The organism is Psychrobacter sp. CAL346-MNA-CIBAN-0220 (genome assembly GCF_040309805.1).
Lineage (GTDB): Bacteria > Pseudomonadota > Gammaproteobacteria > Pseudomonadales > Moraxellaceae > Psychrobacter.
In genome coordinates this window covers 171,405-186,975 of record NZ_JBEOPF010000002.1, presented here as the reverse complement: position 1 = coordinate 186,975, position 15,571 = coordinate 171,405, and the positions used below count along the sequence as shown (strand labels likewise).

Genomic DNA, 15,571 nt, shown 5'->3' with positions numbered 1-15,571 from the left:
CCAAAGTAGAGGTAGTCTTAGGGTACATCAGCAATTAGATTATGAGGCTTCAAATGAGTGCATCTACTCATTATTTAAATCAAACCCTCCTTCAATAATTTTTCCGTCAACATTTTGGATCACTTTTTGTAGCGTTTGGGTCAGACTCAACTGAGCTTGTTTCATGGTGCCATACCCTGCCCTATCATCTACGAACATCTAATTGGTGATGCTCAAATGTCAGTGTCGCAATGATAGTTAAGTACATTGACTTGCGGCATACCTAAGTATTACTCAATATAAAACGCTTGATAGTGCCATTAACCATAAGAGGAACAAGAGCAATAATGCTAAGAATTGCGCAGCTGAACCCACATCTTTGGCTATTTTAGCAAGTGGGTGTTGGTCCGTTGAAGTATGGTCAACACTGGCTTCAATACCCGTATTAAATAGCTCCACGATAAGTGACAAAAAAGAGGCAATTATCAACATCATTTTTATGCTGACGTCAAAAGGTGTGAATACAATCACAATAAATAATACAAGATTGAGCCACAGAACCTGTCTAAAAGCCGCCTCAAACTTATAAGCCGCTTTAAAACCATCCAAAGAGTAACTGGTGGCTTTAATAATACGAGAGAGACCCTTCTTACCTTTAGCATGACCCGCGTAGCTATTGGGTGCAAGCAACTGCTTAGATGTTGTTTGGGTTGCAGGGTCAGGGCTGGTCTGTTCGTCATCAAGAGTAATGGGATTAACTTTGCTCATATTGAATGCTTAATAGTTATTAATATCAAGGTATGCTGTGGATTTTGAGCAGTATAAAAACTCATTATACTTTGAGTATAAGTCAATGCAGATTAAGAAAACGTTAAGATAATATTGACTCGTTGAGGTATAAAACCCAGCTAAATACGATAGCGACTAATCTAAAGAAGTTGTGATCGAGTTATCACTAAGTTTGAAGTCTAAACGCCACACAAACAAATAAGCAGCAACCGATACTATCGTAAAGCAAGATATCGGTTGCTGCTTAGTACTTAAACCTTGAAGTATTACACAACTTGTTTAGTCGTCATCTTCTACGTCAACTTGACTGCTTAAGACTTTTCCAGTATTGGCATCTATGCTCACATCGTAGATTTGATTGCCTTTGACAACTTCGATATCGTAAACAGACTGACCTTTTTCTAGCTCGAACTCAGCACCTATTACTTTACCATTCACACTTTGTGCTGCTTTTTGCATGGCGCTAGCAAGCGTAACTTTGGCTTGTTTCATGGCGCTATACTCAGCCATATCCTCTTTATCTAGTTTTTCTTGCTCAGTCTTGAGGACTTTACCGGTATTGGCATCAATTTTTACTTCATAAGCAGTACCGTTAGATACAAATTCGACTTCATATTTACCCGTTCGTGTACTTTTTTTATCGTTGTCATAATCAAACTTAGCACTAACAACATCGCCTTTAGCATTTTGTTTGGCAATCTCGATTGCCTGCGCTAGGCTAATTTTACTTTGCATGGCGCTGACGGCTTCACTTGAGTTCGTTGCTGCTTTGGTGTTGGCAACAGGCGCTGCGATAGCGGTTGCGCCAACACCTACAATAGTAAGGGCGACAATCATTGATTTGGTTAACACTGATAAGTTTTTCATAAGATTCATCCTTTGTATTAAGTAAATACCTGGCGTTCCATTTAGTGGTTTCGTCAGCGACCTTGTTGGTATGAACCTATAATACGAAATACGACATAGGAGAAACTTAGCGCAGATTAAGGATTTAATTAGCTACTAAAAATATTTATGTGGTTAGATTAGCAAATGAGAAGCAGTTTTAATTAGTCATTCAAGACATACGACATAAGCAACGGACAATGTCTTAACACTTTCTTAATAATGAGGTCGTTATTATAATTTTATGAACAGGCAAAAATAGCATGCTATTTCATAATGACCTTAAAAAAAAGAAGGTGTCTATGTCTACCTATGATCAAACGCTAGTACCAATCAATAGCGCATCCAAACAGTCTAAGCGTGCCACTATGCTCAACAAAGTGCCTGAAATCACTGTAGTGTTTTGGCTTATTAAAATGATGTCAACCACCGTTGGTGAAACGGCTGCCGACTTTATGATCTTTAATTTTAAATTAGGGTTGCCGACTACCTCCCTTATCATGACCGTACTGTTTGTATTTGTTTTGACAATACAGGTAAAAGCCAAAGAGTATGTACCATGGAAATACTGGCTCACCGTAGTGTTTGTTAGTGTGCTGGGCACGCTTATCACTGATAATATGACCGACAATCTAGGCATACCACTATCGGTCTCGACCATAGGTTTTAGTATTGTGCTGGCAGTGGTATTCGCTATTTGGTACGTCAGAGAAAGGACCTTGTCTATCCATCATATCGATACCTTCCCTCGTGAGTTATTCTATTGGACAGCTATCCTAGCTACTTTTGCATTGGGTACTGCCGCAGGAGACTGGTTTGCAGAAGGGCTTGGTCTTGGCTATCAAACCTCTACCTTTATATTTGCTAGTGGCATTGTCTTAATTACAGCAGGATTTTATGGTCTAAAACTCAATAACATCTGGTGCTTTTGGCTGGCCTATATTTTGACACGCCCTTTAGGGGCAGCTCTTGGTGATTGGTTATCACAACCAATAAAAAACGGTGGGTTGGGTTTGGGAGTCACCAGTATAAGTGTCATATTTTTATTGATGATTGTGAGCCTAGTTGGCTACGAGACCTATAAAAAAAGGGATCAAAATAAAGACTGAATGTGAAGTTAAAATAACCTTTACTATAAAAATATGCTATATGTATCTTATGGACAATAAGTTTTAACCTCGAATTTATATAAACCTTCAAGCGCTTAGTTAGCGTTATCAACATGACTCAATTCATACCCTAAGTAAACAATGATAAGTATATGAATATGATGAGAATAAAAATTAAGTGGCACTGGCTGATTGCACTGGTTGCCATCATAATTTTTACTATGGCATCCAAGTCTCTGTATCACCTGGCGCATACTCTAGATGTCGCGCAGATGAAATTTATTATTATGGCAACTCCGCCATTAACGATGCTCAAAGCCATTATTGTTGTTGTCTTAGCTTATTTACTATTGAGTATTTATGACCTGATTTCTGTACGCTACATCAATAGCGACCTTTCATATCCTAAGATATTAAATACATCGCTTACAGCATTTTCTATCGGGAATACTATTGGTATCTCCATGCTATCAGCAGGCGCTGTACGCTTTCGTTATTATGGTCAAAAAGGAATTGCCAGCGATAAGATTGCCAATATTATCTTATTAATATCACTCGCGTTTACTTACGGTACCATGTCAGTAATCAGCGCCTCTTTAATATTGAGCCCTCATATACTGGCTCAAATATTTGCCAAAATACCTTTTTTATCATCGTTGTCACTATCTGTGTATAGAATATTTGGCGTGGTTGTTTTATTACTGATAACCGCCAGTATTATTTATGCTGGAAAGGTGGGTCGAGTATTTCAAATTAAGCAATGGAGAATACAGCTTCCTCCAGCCCCAGTGTTAATAAAGCTCATCAGCGTTGCTGTCATCGATATTGCTCTGGTAGCATGGGTTATATATATACTGATACCTAAAAACGTTCAGGTAACTTTTTTAGAGGTTTTCTCAGCTTCAGTACAGTCAATTGTGGCAGGGCTTATTAGTAGTGTACCCGGGGGTCTTGGTGTATTTGAGCTGTCTATGGTGGCCTCCTTACCTAAGGTAGATAAGACCACTCTACTATCAGTGCTGCTTTTATTTCGTATTCTTTATTATTTTATTCCCTTTGTGCTTGGGATATTATCTTTTGTCTTACATGAGGCCTATATACGCTCAGGCATAAATTCAACTGAAAAACGTAAAATACTACCTAGCAAATGGGTGCCACAGCTCCTTGCTTTGGCAACCGCTGGTTTAGGTATGACTATGTTGGTGCTGAGCATTCTACCGCCTGATGCTGACCGAGAACTACTATTAGGAGAGTTTATACCTATACCTATTATCGAGGCGTCCTATCTGCTAAATACACTTATGGGCTTTGCCTTGATAGTACTTGCTCGTGGACTGTATCAACGTTTAAACGGCGCTTGGCATATCTCAATCTGGTTATTAGGCGCATCGATAGTAACTTTACTCATCAAGCATCTAGAAATCGAAGTCGCTATTATCTGTACTTTGTTATTTGGAGTGGCCTACTTCAACCGCAAATACTTCAGCTATCAGTCTAATTTAACGAGTTTACGCCTAAATTCACAAACTCTCATTTTATTATCAGTATTTTTAATCAGCCTATTTTGGGTCGGTATGTACGTCCATCGTCATGAAGCTTATAGCCCTGATCTATGGTGGACGGTATCAGGAGATGGCGGGGCACGTTTTTTACGCTCGTACGCTATGCTCGCTATATTAACCATCGCCTATGCTTTGTTCAGTCTCATTAGGTTTAAAAAACCACTACCAAGCTTACCCACTCAAGTGGAACTTGCCAAAGCTGAGCAAGTGACCAAACAATCTGCCTATTCAGTTGCGAATTTAAGCTTACTGGGTGACAAGCAACTGCTATTTAGTGACTCTGCGAACAGCTTTATTATGTATCAAACCCAAGGTAGAAGCTGGATTGTTATGTCTGACCCTATTGGTGATGAGAGTGAGTTCGCCGCTTTAATCGAAAAATTCATCGAGTTGTGTCAAAGCTTTGGCGGTACGTTTGTATTTTATGAAGTCAGCAATAGACATCGTCAACTATTCAACGCCAACGGCATACACCTACTAAAAATCGGTGAAGAAGCCATTGTTGACTTAGATACTTTTAGCTTGCAAGGCCGCAAGCACTCTAAATTTCGTCAAATCGTTAGTCGCGGTATAAAGGACGGACTGAGCTTTGAAGTCATACCACAAGATCAGGTTCCGGCAGCACTTGATGCTTTAAAAGCAATTTCTGATCTGTGGCTAGGGGACAAAAAATCAGCAGAAAAAGGATTTTCACTCGGGTATTTTGATGAGGACTACCTAAAATTTTTTGATTGTGCTGTTGTTAACTATCAGAACGAAATCGTCGCCTTCGCCAACATCTGGCAAAGTGGTCAGCATAATGAGCTGTCCATTGATTTAATGCGCTATAAAGCAGTTCATAATAACGAGGGCAAAGAAATCAAAAACATGATGGATTATTTGTTTGTGAATTTATTCATGTGGGGAAAAGTTGCAGGTTTTCATCAGTTTAGCTTAGGTATGGCACCGTTTACTGGGCTTGAAGCTCAGACTAAGCCAGTCGTTGAAAACGATATCTTGGATGAGGTCCAACAAGCTGTTAAGCAAAATACAGTAGAAAATGAGCACATTGAAACTATAGCAGAGGCTGAAGTTATTGGACCAAGATGGCGCTATGTTACCAATACGGTTAATAGATATGGAAAGACCTACTATAACTTTACTGGCTTACGTAATTTTAAAGAAAAGTACAACCCTCATTGGGAACCGCGCTACATAGGGATTGAAACTGGACTTCGAGCGGGTATGAAACCTATTAAAGGATTAACAGATACCACATTACTCATCTCTGGTGGACTTGGAAGCTTGGTTAAAAAGTAACGCTCAGTATACTTATATGATCTAAATCCTAATTAATAAAGCTTGATTAATATTATGGCAATATCATCAGATACGGTTCTTAGTCATTGGCGCTTGCTAGGCAGTCTGATAAGTGGGGCACTTATCGGTTTGGTAATAGCGGTTATATGGCCTGTCTCTTTTAGTACCAGTTTTATCATCGGCTGGGATAGTGCCATTTTAATTTACATTGTCAGTATCGTTGTTATGATGCGTGCTAATACTATTCATGGTCATTTGACCCAAAACCATGAAGGCAAAGTGATTATTTTAAGCCTAATCAGTATCGCAAGTTTGATCTGTTTATTGGCTATCGTGAGGCAAACCCAGATTGGCAAAGACTATCAGGGAATGGCACGTATCTTAACTATTATGCTTACCGTAAGTACTATTTTTATCACTTGGCTGATGATACAAGTCGTTTTTGCCATGCAATACGCTTATTTATATTTTTCTGAACAACGCAAAGGAGTAAACCAACCTTTTATGTTTCCTGAAGCGACGCTTGAGGATAAGTGCAGCAGCGACGAGTTCAAAACAATAGAAAACGCTAAGTTTGAAGACTTCTTTTATTGCGCAGTCGCCATCGGTACTTCAGGCCAGACTGCTGATATTGCTTTTACCTCAAAAGCAGGTAGAAAGCTTGCTACCCTCCATAGCATCATCGCGTTTGTATTTAATTTGGTGATTATCTCTTTGCTGATTAATATCATAGCCAGTTATATATAGAGCGTTCTTTACAGCCGTATAGCCTTTTGATGGTAGTTTATTTATATGTGCTATTTATAAGAAACCCTACTTATAATAAATACTAAAGGTGCTGCCACCGGTTTTATTTGCTTGATGGGTTAACTGCCAACCCATATGAGTCATAATACGTTGCACGATGCTAAGCCCTAAGCCCGTACCTTCCACTTTATTATTAGAATGCTCATGCAACCCTGTAGGATGTTTAGAATCGCCATCAGTCTGATAGCCTGTCTTGTTATGGTCTAAACGCTCAAATCTTTCATACAGTAACGGCATCATGATCTCTGGAATACCAAGACCCGTATCGGTTACCGTAATTTTGTCGGCATCGATAGCTATCACCACTTCACCATCATCAGTGTACTGAAAGGCATTCTTTATCAAATTCCCCAAAGCCATTTTTAGCAGTTCAGGGCGCACGTACGCTATATAGTCTTGCTCAGCAACTATCGTGCAAGTCACAGGTTTATGCCGGAGTAAATATTTTAAGCGTGTAACCTCGCTGGCGGCAATCGCATTGATAGATGTTTGCGGCGTGTCCAGTTGTTCAGGAGCACGAGATAGCAGTAATAAGGCACTGATAGTTTCAGAGGTTTCTTTAGCAGTATTGCTAATACGATTGGTGAATTCGCTCAAGCGATTATCATCTGCCAGTTGTGATGCGAGCACCTCAGAGGCTCCCAAGATAATGGTCAACGGCGTACGTAGCTCGTGACTGACATCCCCTGTAAATAGCTGCTCACGTTTTAAATACTGCGCTAACTTGTGATTTTGAGTATCTATTGCCCTTGCTAATACCCCAACTTCTGAGGGTAAGTGAGTCAATTCGTTTAAGTTTTGATGATCCGTTTCTACCGCCTGCTTTAAATCTAATAAAGGCTTAATAATTTGCTTAGAAGATAGGTGAGAGAATATAGCTGCAATTAGTAAACTTAAAACGACAGCAATTTTTAGTGCATTAGCAAATATGTCTTCTAAGTGTTCAAAGATTGCCAAAACAGGATAGTTTCCCATCACCATTTCGGTATCTTCTAAGTAGGTCAAAATATAGTCTTGCCCGTCTTGTTGATAGGCAAAAAAGTGTAATTGAGTCTCTATCTGACCCGTTTGATTGATTATCGTCACCGGTATCTCTTGTACCGTTTTAGTCGCCAAAGCTTGTAAGTTTGCTGGGGCACTATCGTAATGATAAATCTTAATGCCCGGATCGGCCGTATAAAGAGCCCGTTCGCCATACTTCTCTTGACTAAGCTCTAACTGTTGCAAGAGACGACCTTTTACCAATTCTTGTTCCATCCTAACCTCAGCATACAAAAAAATACTGACGAAAGTCGCGCACAGCAAAATCGCAAACACCAGGTAGGACAGCCGAAATTTATTGGCGATGGAGTCTATATTCAACATGATAGGTACTTATTCAGGTATAAAAGATAATAAATCATTTAAATTAACTAACAACACATTACCCATGGCTACAAGTTATCAGGATCAATAACCTGATAGCCAACACCAGGTACGGTCATTATCATAGGCGTCGCAAAGGGCTTGTCAATCTGCATGCGTACACTATGCAGATGGGTACGTAGGGCGTCACTACTAGGAACATCTTCTCCCCAGACCTTTTCTTCAAGCTCGGTTTTACTGATCACTCGAGGCGAGGCACTCATCAGCGTATGCAGGATTTTGAACCCTGTTGGGGTTAATTTTAGTAATTTACCTTCTCTTTTAATACTATGTTCAGCTACATTTATAGACAGGGCACCTACCTCAATGCTGTGCTGAAAATGCTCATCTTGATGGCGACGTATCAAGGCTTTGATACGGGCTTCTAATTCAACCAGTGAGAACGGTTTAACCAAATAATCATCGGCACCACTATCAAAACCTGCCACCTTATCTAAGATAGTGTCACGAGCAGTCAACATTAATACCGGCGTTTTATCATGCAACTCTTCTCTAAGCTTTTTGCATAATTTGGTACCATCCATACCCGGAAGCATCACGTCCAACAATATCACGTCATAACGATTACTTGCTGCCAGTGCCAAACCACTAAGCCCATTATGGGCATTGTCCAGCTCAAATCCTTTGGGCTCAAAAAACGCATAAATATTTGCCACAATGTCGGGGTTGTCTTCAATAATAAGTACTTTATACATAATGGCTACTACCTAAAAAGAGCGTGAGTCGGATAAAAAACAGTTTAATTGGTAGTTTTAAAAAAGGCAGGTTCTGAGGCGACTTCTTGAGTAGTAATACCAAAAAATCTCAGTAAAGTTGGCGTAATAAAATCATGGGATACTGGCTGATTGGTCATATCAGACAGACTGTCAGAATTAATACTATTGTCTTTGGGCGACCAAATAATTACGGGCACCTGCTTTTGGGCATTTGGCGCAATACTATAAGGGAGGCCATGCAAATAGATATTGTTTTCGCCAAGACTTTCCCCATGATCACTAATATATACCATCACCACATCATAATCTTGCTCGTAAGGTTTTAGCGTATCGATAACGGTATTTAAAAAGTAATCGGTATAACGAATCGCATTGTCATAACCATTGATGACGGATTGAGCATCACATTTTGAAAGCTCGTTAGTCATACATACCGGCTTGTATTCCTCAAACGCTTTGGGATAGCGTTTATAATAAGCAGGGCCATGATTACCCATCTGATGCAATAAAATTAGCGTGTCTTTTGGTGCTGTGTCTGACTTGACTAACTTATCAAAACCATCGAGCATACCAATATCTCGACACTCACTATCGCAATTAGGATTTACCTCGGGGGTTTTATAGTCCTCAAAAGTCACTCGGTCTGCTACACCTTTAGAGCTAGAGTTATTGTCTCGCCAAATGACATTAACGCCTTGCTTATTTAACGTATCAAGCACGTTTTCGTTATACTCAGCGGTATCGACATTGTAATCTTTTCTATTGGCATAACTGAACATGCAAGGCACCGAATAGGCTGTAGATGTTCCACAAGAAGTCGCGTTTTTAAAGCTATAAACGTCTGGTTGGCTGGCAAGTAGCGGCATCGTATCGCGCTTATAGCCATTCAAGCCAATGTGATCAGCACGAACGGTTTCACCTACCACAAATACCATTAGCTTAGGCTTCGCATCGCCGACAGCATTTGTCCGCTTAGCATCTACAGCGTGAGCAGTCATCGTATCAGGACGACGTAGCTCATCCACGTAATCCGTACCGAGCTTAACAACTGAATAGATAGGTGTAATTGGATTGGTATAACTACGAACTAATTTATGTTGACGAAAAAAGCTGGCGTACTGATCACCGAATGGCAATAAGCAAACTGCTATTAGAGCAATAGACAGTATCAAAGTGGCTGTCTTCTGCAATATTGCTCGACGCCAAGAAGGACGTTTTAAACGAATTTTGCTAATAATAAAAGCTGGTAGTACGCCTAACAACAGCAGTCGAATAATCAAGCTTGGTGCCATCAATCCCATCGCTTCAGCTTGATCGGTTTGCAAGCTATTGACCAGCATATTACGGTCAAATATTGTCCCGTAGGCATCGGTAAAATAGCCACAGATTGCAGCGATAATTACCATTGCAATCAATACTACCTTTGCCGTTGGTCGATAGCATAGCAGTTGGAATAGCAACCACATCAGTCCAAACAATAAACCAGTGAGAGAAACTATAAAGCCGATATTATTAGCAAGCGGATAGACAGTTAATACTTGCTTAAAAAAGCCAATATTTGCAGTAGCAACGAGATATAGGGCAACGACCATAATAAGATAAGCAAGATTGACCTCACGATGGTAGAATTTTTTGCTAATGCTGGTTACAGTATTATCTTTGGCAAAGTTTGCATCAGGAACTAAGGTTTTAAACATATACTGGCTTCTTAAGAAATTAAAAAGGACGTAGTTCTTTAAGATAGCACTTATAGCGTTAAGAAGGCGTTAAGAAGGTGTTAAGCGGGTTTGATTAAATGAGTCGTTTGAATCTAATACTAAAAATCATTAGATTTGGAGGGTTAGTGAGCAATTGTTAGCATTAGATATTATTAATATTATGTGGATTAGACAGACGACGTTTAATGAACCAACCAATGATAATAGCGACAGTTAATACTAAGAAAACCTTAGAGTACGGCGCTAGTATGACCTCAATAACCTCATAGTTGCTACCGAATTGATAGCCTGCAAGCGTCAGTATCGTTATCCAAATGCTCGACCCCAGCGCAGTCAATGCCAAAAAAGGGAGCATCGGCATCTTATTCATACCCGCTGGGATTGAGATAAGCGAGCGAATACCAGGTACCATGCGTCCGAAAAACACTGCTTTTTTACCATGTTTATCAAACCAATGACTAGAAGCCAGTACGTCATCAGACTTAACAAACACATACTTGCCATACTTTTTAGTAAATGTCATTAAACGCTCTTCATTGAACAAGCGTCCCAAATAATACAAAGGTAATGCTCCAAGCACGGTGCCAAGCGTCCCTGCTAGTATGACCAATATTAGATTTAGATCACCTCTTGCCACCGCAAAACCTGCTGCTGGCATGATAACTTCAGAGGGTATAGGGGGGAAAACATTTTCGGCAAACATAGCAAATATGATACCGAGGTAGCCAAATTTTGCCATGACAATTAGCACCCACTCGCTAATTTGACTCATTGCGCTACCTCGTTTAATAATTGGCTGAAAGACATCAGTATAATAGGTTCGGTGTTAAAGAAAAGTTAAGATGAGCAACATGATTACAGTTATTTATTAGAGAACAAAGTTATTAAATCATATTAGAATCAAACCCCAAGTTGCACATACTCACCTAAAGAAACCTAGATGTATTTTGAATTGAGCGTATTATTTATATTTTATCAACTAGCGCCCAACTTGTCGCTACGTTTAGCCCCTTCAGAAATTATAACGACGAGTGTGGCGGTAATGGCGTACTTAACATATATTCATACAACATCCCTAGATAATTGTTTTACCCCTTATCTAGCTCACTTTTATCCGGCTATCAACAGCTCAACACTGACTTGGAAGTAATATTCATCTTTAACAATAATACTGACTTGACCGTTATGCGCACGTGCAATCGCTTGAACGATGGATAAACCCAAACCTGAGCCTGCGTGCATCGTATTCGTTCTATCATGACGATAAAAGCGTTCAAATAATTTATCGGCCTCTATTTGAGTCAATGCTTGATCCAAGCGATTAGTAATCACTATTTTTAGAGAATATGGTTTTACAGAATGTGGCTTTAACGCTGATCGCTTTTTCTTCTGCATATCACTCGTGACGCTGTAAGCGAACGAAGCATCTTCGACTAGGAAAGCCTCAATAGTGATGACACTATCACTTGCCGCATAATAAATGGCGTTTGACATCAAATTGGCGAACAGTCTTTGTAATAAGCTTTCATCTCCTAGCACTGCTTGGAAGTCGCCTGTTTTCTCAAAAAATATACGACGATCTTCTGCTACCAGCTCATAATAAGAGATAAGGTTGGTAATCATTGACTCGGTATCAACACGATTGAGCTGGGAATCAGACAGTCCTTTCTGCGTCTTTGCCAGTAGTAGCATGTTATTAATCAGAGCAGATAGCTGCTCCAGGGTGTCATGTTGATGATGTAGCTGCTCGATGTATTCAGTGCTATCTCTTGTCCTACTTAACATTACTTGGGTTTGGGTGCTTAGGGTTGCAAGCGGAGTACGTAGTTCATGCGCGATGTTATCTGAGAAGCGCGATAACGATTCAAAATTGCTTTCCAACTTCTCCATCATTAAGTTATAGGATTCAGCTAGAGGCCGCAATTCCCGAGGCATATTGCTGACGACTACCCTTTCATGCAGCTGTTCAGGATTAATACCCTTCATCTTTTGGACGATAGTAGATAAAGGAGCAAATCCCCAATAGACACTTAATGCTGCTATGGACACCAAAAGCAAGGTAATAGCCGTTAATATCATACTCAGCTGACGGTTAAATTGTAATAAATACTGATGATGAACGTCTATGGGCAGCATAATAAGCGCTAACATCTGATTGTTTTGAATAATAATGGCACGGTAATTTCTATTGTTTATGCTCAATATAAACTGTTGCTCATGATGGATTTGCCGTAATTCAAGTAAGTTAAAATCTAAAGGAAGCTCATCGGCAAAGCTACTTGGCGCACTTGACAGCAGTTGTCCATTTTTATCAGATATTAAGGTTTTTAAATCATAATCAAGCCAAGAAGAATGCAAATGCTCAGCGTCGTTTGGCACCGATGAAGGTGGCAGATTTGATGACGCCGTTTGGTCATTCTGAATTATCAACCGCTTACGTAGGTTAAAGGCGGCATGGGTAATAATTTCTGAATCCATTTGCTCAAAATGATTATTAACAGAGTGCTGAACCCATATATAAATAACAATTTGAGAGATGACGACAAATATCGTTAGTAAGAAAACAGTTCGCCATAACAGGGGCCAGCGTCGATTCTTGAATTTATATTTCATTTTATTTGAGGTTATCTTTATCGATGCCATTTTTATCAGTACTATCTTTATCAGTACTATCTTTATCAGTACCAGTATCTAGCGCCTCTAATTTATAGCCCATCCCGCGCACGGTATGAATCAGCTTTAGGTCAAACCCATCATCAATTTTCATCCGTAAGCGCCGTATAGCAACGTCAATAACGTTGGTATCACTATCAAAGTTTATATCCCATACTTGCGAGGCGATGACAGAGCGCGGTAGAACCTCGCCTTGACGTTCTAAGAAAAACTGTAATAAAGCAAACTCTTTTGCGGTCAATTTAATGGCGGTATCTTTTCTATGTACAGTGCGTTTGGCGATGTCCATTTTTAGGTCAGCCATTTGCATAACAGAGCTTTTATAATCAGCTTGATTGGCACGGCGTAACAGACTTTTTATCCTTACAATCAGCTCAGCAAAGGCAAAAGGCTTGGTCAGATAATCATCACCACCAATTTCGATACCTTTAACTCGATCGCTTAAATCATCTTTGGCCGTTAGAAATAAAACCGGTGTATGCTTGCCAGCCGCTCGATAGCGCTGTACCAGCTCAAAACCATTGACGTCAGGCAGCATCACATCCATCAGCACCACACTGAATTCTTCTGTCATTAACGCATGGTAGCCATCTAGACCTGTCATATGATGATCAACGATGAATCCAGCCTCGGTTAAGCCTTTTTTGATGTATTCTCCAAGTTTCAATTCATCTTCTACTAATAGCACTTTCATAGTCGTTTCACTTAATATTATTATAGTTGTCAATAGCCTATCACCAGCGTTATTAGCTTATCGTCAATAAAACTTATCAAACGCCTTTTGTTATAACGGCGCCCTCTGTACAAGAACATATCCTGATGTCTGATCTTAATGGTAGAAAAATGACAACGTTGTGTTATTTCTAACAAACATGTCATGTCCCCGTCATTCAGCTGTCAGTATTTATTTAGTATTCTAAACCAACGCTACATAGTCGCTCTGCTTTGATGCGGATTGCTGCTACGCGTTGTTGCTGTCAGTAGTTATACAGCTTAAATGTCCAATTATTTATCTTCTAAAAGGTTTGATATGAAAAGTTATGGTTCATTAAAAAATGTCGCGTTATTATCTTTTTCGGTGCTAATCGGCATGTCAGCTGCAAATGCGCACACTACAAACTTGGATGCCTCTGTTCTCAATAATTGTGATGCGGTTACTAGCTTTGCAAAAAACGCAGATCACAATGATGCACAAGTATCTAGTAACCAGATGAAAAGCTATGTCGATGCCAGAGTGGCCTGTCAGATTCAGCATCAAGATCAACATTTGCAATCTGAGGAGTATTTTGTAGATAAATATGGGCGCGATCGTGACACGAACGCTGAAGCCATATTAAATGAATACGTTCAACATTAAAATACAGAAACGCTAAGATGACAACATTGTAATCTTAGCGTCATCTACCAGTCAGAATGAATAAGGTATCATTTAAACTGATTTAATAGTCTTAAGTTTAAATAGCCTTAAGCTTTAATAGCTTTTAATCCAATCAATAGGAATTAATTATGTGGTTATCTAAATCAATCATAGCAACCGCTGTCGCATTAGTCGTCTCAACCTCTGCTATGGCACATTCTCCAGAAATGCATGCGCAAAAGGATCAGATGAACTGTGAAAAGATGGAAAAACATATGGATATGATGGGAAAAATGGACCACAGCAAGATGGATATGAACGATCCAGCAATGAAAGCAATGATGGCTAATATGGGTAAAATGAAACAAATGCATCAAAAACACTGCGTGACTAGTGACAATAATAGTGGACAGGAGTCCTAAGAGATTCAGCTCTGTTAAATTATAAACGCTGTCAAAAGACAGCATTTCTCAAATAATAGCGAAAAGTTAACGGAAATAAATTTTTAGGAAAATAGATGAAGTTTTTATCGGGAGTGCTCTTTACCATATTTATAGCAATCGTTGGGGGCTTCGCAGTTGTCAGCAGTGGCATGGTGAATATAGGAGCAGACCAAGAGCATAACCCAATGATGTATAAACTTTTGGAGACCGCGCGCAATCGTTCCATAGAAAGTGCCAGTAAAGATATCGCTGTCCCAGATTTAGAACAAGCAGAGATGATCAGCTCGGGCGGCGCAGACTATAAAGATATGTGTGCAGGCTGTCATTTGTCTCCTGGGGTTGAAAAAACTGATTTTAGCGAGTATTTATATCCTAATCCGCCTAATTTTACCAAGGCTGAGGTTGTTGAGCGCTATCAAACTGAGAACGGTGCAAAGCAAAGCTTTTGGGCGATTAAACACGGTATCATGGCATCGGGAATGCCTGCATGGGGCGCAACCCATGATGACAATAGAATGTGGGCGATGGTGGCTTTTATAAGATCGTTACCTGAATTGGATGAAAACCAATACACGATGCTCACCACTCGATTGGATAGTGATATGTTAGATATGTCACTTAATGACGACATGATGGACATGTCGAATGATGGATCTGGAATGCAGCATTAACCAGTTTTAGATTTAAAGGTGCAATACTGAACGTCACTGCCCTTTTAAAGGTCATGTATATCAGGTTTTTGAGCTTTCAGAGCAATGCAATATTTTTGAGATTGTTAATGACAAAAATAGAGGTTTAGGAGTAGTTCT

At 39.7% G+C, this 15,571-nt stretch carries 14 protein-coding genes; 6 read left to right on the top strand and 8 right to left on the bottom strand.

Annotated features, from left to right (window positions below; translation table 11 throughout):
• Positions 1 to 273: 273 nt before the first annotated feature.
• Both AAEY88_RS06870 and AAEY88_RS06865 read right to left on the bottom strand, forming a co-directional pair.
• The gene (locus AAEY88_RS06870; RefSeq protein ID WP_350560789.1) at positions 274 to 747 is read right to left on the bottom strand and encodes a diacylglycerol kinase; all 474 of its coding nucleotides are present in this window, start codon (positions 745 to 747) and stop codon (positions 274 to 276) included.
• 300 nt (positions 748 to 1,047) lie between these two features.
• Positions 1,048 to 1,635, bottom strand: coding sequence for a PepSY domain-containing protein (locus tag AAEY88_RS06865; protein ID WP_350560787.1), 588 nt, complete (start codon positions 1,633 to 1,635; stop codon positions 1,048 to 1,050).
• 320 nt (positions 1,636 to 1,955) lie between these two features.
• Here AAEY88_RS06865 and AAEY88_RS06860 point away from each other — a divergent pair, with 320 nt between their 5' ends.
• The 3 genes from AAEY88_RS06860 to AAEY88_RS06850 all read left to right on the top strand — a co-directional run bounded on the left by AAEY88_RS06860 (position 1,956) and on the right by AAEY88_RS06850 (position 6,370).
• Entirely contained in the window at positions 1,956 to 2,762 is an 807-nt protein-coding gene (locus AAEY88_RS06860) for a hypothetical protein (RefSeq protein ID WP_350560785.1), read from the top strand.
• A 152-nt stretch (positions 2,763 to 2,914) separates the two neighbouring features.
• The gene (gene mprF, locus AAEY88_RS06855; RefSeq protein WP_350560783.1) at positions 2,915 to 5,623 is read left to right on the top strand and encodes a bifunctional lysylphosphatidylglycerol flippase/synthetase MprF; all 2,709 of its coding nucleotides are present in this window, start codon (positions 2,915 to 2,917) and stop codon (positions 5,621 to 5,623) included.
• Positions 5,624 to 5,677: 54 nt separating this feature from the next.
• Positions 5,678 to 6,370 (top strand): DUF1345 domain-containing protein, encoded by a 693-nt coding sequence (locus tag AAEY88_RS06850; RefSeq protein ID WP_350560781.1) that lies wholly within the window; start codon positions 5,678 to 5,680, stop codon positions 6,368 to 6,370.
• Positions 6,371 to 6,436: 66 nt separating this feature from the next.
• Here AAEY88_RS06850 and AAEY88_RS06845 read toward each other — a convergent pair whose 3' ends face one another.
• The 6 genes from AAEY88_RS06845 to AAEY88_RS06820 all read right to left on the bottom strand — a co-directional run bounded on the left by AAEY88_RS06845 (position 6,437) and on the right by AAEY88_RS06820 (position 13,656).
• Positions 6,437 to 7,795 (bottom strand): HAMP domain-containing sensor histidine kinase, encoded by a 1,359-nt coding sequence (locus tag AAEY88_RS06845; protein ID WP_350560779.1) that lies wholly within the window; start codon positions 7,793 to 7,795, stop codon positions 6,437 to 6,439.
• A 68-nt stretch (positions 7,796 to 7,863) separates the two neighbouring features.
• Positions 7,864 to 8,550: a response regulator transcription factor gene (locus AAEY88_RS06840; RefSeq protein ID WP_350560777.1), complete on the bottom strand. Its 687-nt coding sequence runs from the start codon at positions 8,548 to 8,550 to the stop codon at positions 7,864 to 7,866.
• Between the two features lie 44 nt (positions 8,551 to 8,594).
• Positions 8,595 to 10,268, bottom strand: coding sequence for a phosphoethanolamine--lipid A transferase (locus AAEY88_RS06835; RefSeq protein WP_350560775.1), 1,674 nt, complete (start codon positions 10,266 to 10,268; stop codon positions 8,595 to 8,597).
• 163 nt (positions 10,269 to 10,431) lie between these two features.
• Positions 10,432 to 11,061, bottom strand: coding sequence for a DedA family protein (locus tag AAEY88_RS06830; RefSeq protein WP_350560773.1), 630 nt, complete (start codon positions 11,059 to 11,061; stop codon positions 10,432 to 10,434).
• A gap of 338 nt (positions 11,062 to 11,399) precedes the next feature.
• The gene (locus AAEY88_RS06825) at positions 11,400 to 12,902 is read right to left on the bottom strand and encodes an ATP-binding protein (protein WP_350560771.1); all 1,503 of its coding nucleotides are present in this window, start codon (positions 12,900 to 12,902) and stop codon (positions 11,400 to 11,402) included.
• 1 nt (position 12,903) lies between these two features.
• A complete protein-coding gene (locus tag AAEY88_RS06820; RefSeq protein WP_350560769.1) occupies positions 12,904 to 13,656 on the bottom strand; it encodes a heavy metal response regulator transcription factor in 753 nt (250 codons plus the stop codon).
• Positions 13,657 to 13,992: 336 nt separating this feature from the next.
• On the opposite strand from AAEY88_RS06820, the gene AAEY88_RS06815 reads away from it, so the two are divergent.
• From AAEY88_RS06815 to AAEY88_RS06805, 3 genes are all read left to right on the top strand, one after another.
• The gene (locus AAEY88_RS06815; RefSeq protein WP_350560767.1) at positions 13,993 to 14,319 is read left to right on the top strand and encodes a hypothetical protein; all 327 of its coding nucleotides are present in this window, start codon (positions 13,993 to 13,995) and stop codon (positions 14,317 to 14,319) included.
• A gap of 149 nt (positions 14,320 to 14,468) precedes the next feature.
• Entirely contained in the window at positions 14,469 to 14,741 is a 273-nt protein-coding gene (locus tag AAEY88_RS06810) for a hypothetical protein (RefSeq protein ID WP_350560765.1), read from the top strand.
• A gap of 95 nt (positions 14,742 to 14,836) precedes the next feature.
• A complete protein-coding gene (locus AAEY88_RS06805; RefSeq protein ID WP_350560763.1) occupies positions 14,837 to 15,433 on the top strand; it encodes a cytochrome c in 597 nt (198 codons plus the stop codon).
• The last annotated feature ends 138 nt before the right edge of the window (positions 15,434 to 15,571 follow it).

Bases quoted from the DNA above. Each gene is read 5' to 3' on its own strand.
- AAEY88_RS06825 (WP_350560771.1), bottom strand. From the start codon at position 12,902: ATGAAATATAAATTCAAGAATCGACGCTGGCCCCTGTTATGGCGAACT.
- AAEY88_RS06870 (WP_350560789.1), bottom strand. From the start codon at position 747: ATGAGCAAAGTTAATCCCATTACTCTTGATGACGAACAGACCAGCCCT.
- AAEY88_RS06805 (WP_350560763.1), top strand. From the start codon at position 14,837: ATGAAGTTTTTATCGGGAGTGCTCTTTACCATATTTATAGCAATCGTT.
- AAEY88_RS06810 (WP_350560765.1), top strand. From the start codon at position 14,469: ATGTGGTTATCTAAATCAATCATAGCAACCGCTGTCGCATTAGTCGTC.
- AAEY88_RS06820 (WP_350560769.1), bottom strand. From the start codon at position 13,656: ATGAAAGTGCTATTAGTAGAAGATGAATTGAAACTTGGAGAATACATC.
- AAEY88_RS06850 (WP_350560781.1), top strand. From the start codon at position 5,678: ATGGCAATATCATCAGATACGGTTCTTAGTCATTGGCGCTTGCTAGGC.
- AAEY88_RS06835 (WP_350560775.1), bottom strand. From the start codon at position 10,268: ATGTTTAAAACCTTAGTTCCTGATGCAAACTTTGCCAAAGATAATACT.
- AAEY88_RS06830 (WP_350560773.1), bottom strand. From the start codon at position 11,061: ATGAGTCAAATTAGCGAGTGGGTGCTAATTGTCATGGCAAAATTTGGC.
- AAEY88_RS06860 (WP_350560785.1), top strand. From the start codon at position 1,956: ATGTCTACCTATGATCAAACGCTAGTACCAATCAATAGCGCATCCAAA.
- AAEY88_RS06815 (WP_350560767.1), top strand. From the start codon at position 13,993: ATGAAAAGTTATGGTTCATTAAAAAATGTCGCGTTATTATCTTTTTCG.
- AAEY88_RS06840 (WP_350560777.1), bottom strand. From the start codon at position 8,550: ATGTATAAAGTACTTATTATTGAAGACAACCCCGACATTGTGGCAAAT.
- AAEY88_RS06865 (WP_350560787.1), bottom strand. From the start codon at position 1,635: ATGAAAAACTTATCAGTGTTAACCAAATCAATGATTGTCGCCCTTACT.
- AAEY88_RS06845 (WP_350560779.1), bottom strand. From the start codon at position 7,795: ATGTTGAATATAGACTCCATCGCCAATAAATTTCGGCTGTCCTACCTG.
- mprF (WP_350560783.1), top strand. From the start codon at position 2,915: ATGAATATGATGAGAATAAAAATTAAGTGGCACTGGCTGATTGCACTG.